The sequence below is a fragment of the Moorena sp. SIO3I8 genome, from assembly GCF_010692325.1.
GTDB lineage: Bacteria > Cyanobacteriota > Cyanobacteriia > Cyanobacteriales > Coleofasciculaceae > Moorena.
In genome coordinates this window covers 1-2,071 of the sequence record NZ_JAAHHW010000293.1, presented here as the reverse complement: position 1 = coordinate 2,071, position 2,071 = coordinate 1, and the positions used below count along the sequence as shown (strand labels likewise).

General features: G+C 42.5%; 2 protein-coding genes and 1 pseudogene. All 3 read right to left on the bottom strand.

Annotated features, from left to right (window positions below):
- Positions 1-18: 18 nt before the first annotated feature.
- Positions 19-273 carry a hypothetical protein gene (locus tag F6K51_RS36320; protein WP_293030775.1) on the bottom strand — a complete coding sequence of 85 codons (255 nt, stop codon included), beginning with the start codon at positions 271-273 and terminating at the stop codon, positions 19-21.
- 95 nt (positions 274-368) lie between these two features.
- Positions 369-1,070, bottom strand: a pseudogene (locus F6K51_RS38840) (response regulator); the annotation flags it as partial.
- A gap of 24 nt (positions 1,071-1,094) precedes the next feature.
- The coding region (locus F6K51_RS38835; protein WP_365940612.1) for an ATP-binding protein at positions 1,095-2,071 on the bottom strand (977 nt) is incomplete at its 5' end.

Sequence of the window (2,071 nt, the reverse complement as noted above, 5' to 3'; positions counted from 1 at the left end):
TGACGATGTGAGTGGAGGTCAGACGTGTGTTATTGAGTTGTAGGGAGTAGGGAGTAGGGAGTAGGGAGTAGGGAGTAGGGAGTAGGGAGTAGGGAGTAGGGAGTAGGGAGTAGGGGAGTAGGGAGTAGGGAGTAGGGAGTAGGGAGTAGGGAGTAGGGAGTAGGGAGTAGGGAGTAGGGAGTAGGGAGTAGGGAGTAGGGAGTAGAAAATTGAATCTACCTCATAAGTATGATCAACATAACTATGATTAACGCTATAGTCGATTTTATTCATTGTTTCATTCAAGCTTATTAATTAATAAGCTTGGATTCCAAGTTTACCATTGACAATTAACAAGCAAGCCATCCAAACTAACCAATTAATAATCCCTACTCCCCAATTAAGTCAATCACTGCATTCAACAACGAATCATCATGAAAACTACTCTTGGTTAGATAATAATCTGCTCCAGCTTGCAAACCTTGAATACGGTCTTGTTCCCGGTCTTTATAGGAAATAATAATCACAGGGATTGATTTTAATTTATAATGGCTTTTAATATGGCTGACTAGCTCAATGCCGTTCATGCGGGGCATATCAATATCACTGATCACTAAATCATAAGGGTTGGTGCGAACAGCGTTCCAACCATCCATGCCATTAACAGCTATTTCCACCTCATAACCTTGGTTTTCCAGTAACTTACGTTCCATTTGCCGCACGGTAATGGAATCATCAACTACTAGAATTCGTTTTGGCTGTTGGATATCAGTATCATCATTACCACTGACTTGGTTCAACTGGCGGTTATTGAGTAGATTATCAATGGAGCGCACTAAATCTGACACATCCACAATTAGAATCGGGGAACCGTCTCCCATCAAAGCAGCAGCATTGATATCCTGAACTTTGCCCAGCCTCGGATCTAATGGTCGAACCACCAAATCCCGTTCACCTAAAAATTTATCAACTACTAATCCAAAACGGTTCGATTGGTCACTGATGATCACGACTGGTAGGGTTTCAGATTTGATATAAGAGTCATCTAACTCCAACACTTGATGGGCAGCTACCAGTCCAATATTTTCATCATTAAGGGTAAAATATTGCCGGTTTTATACTACAAAAATTTCATTTTTATCTACCATGACAATTTTGTCAATTCGTGCTAACGGGAACGCATAAGGTTCACCATATATATCCACTAATAGGGTACGAATAACTGATAGAGTCAGAGGCAATTGGAAGTGGAAACTGGTTCCTTGCCCTAGCTTAGAGGTAGCTCGCAGGGTGCCACCTACCTCTTGTGCCATACTCTTGGCAATATCTAAACCAACGCCACGACCAGAAATTTCGGTTACCTGCTTAGCAGTAGAAAATCCCGGCAAAAATAGAAACTCCATCAGCTCATGTTCAGCTAGCTGGCTTGCCATCTCTGGGGTGATCATTTTTTTGCGGACAATTTTTTCCCGCAATTTCTCTGGATCTATGCCTTTGCCATCGTCAGCAACAGTAATCGATAACATCCCACCACGATGAAGGGCTTCCAGTCGCACTGTGCCTTGGGCTGGTTTCCCCATTGCTACACGCTCTTGGGGAGGTTCAATACCATGGTCTACAGAGTTACGCAAAATATGAGTCAGTGGTGCTTCTAGTTTCTGTAAAATATCTCGATCTACTGCCGTAGATTTGCCGGTAATTTCTAATTTAACTTGTTTATTCAGCTTTCTGGCTATATCCCGAATCATCCGAGGAAAACTCTGTACCCCATCAGCAAAAGGACGCATATGAGACGCAATCACTTCTCGGTAAAGACGATCCGAAAGATTAGCAGTGCGACGAGCATACAGTTCCAGTTCACTCATGCGATCGCCCAAAATTTCCCGACATTCCTGTTCCTTTTGTCGAGCAACTTTCAGATATTCCTCCCCCACTTGATTGACCTGGGATATTGCTAAAGAATTCGGCTTTGTTGCATAAAGAGTATGAGTTGAGTGAGATAATCTATAGAGAGAAAAATAGAGCTTCCCCTTAGCCATGACAGAAGCAACCGCCAAGACCAAATATAAGATATTGAATTGGAGTAAGTACA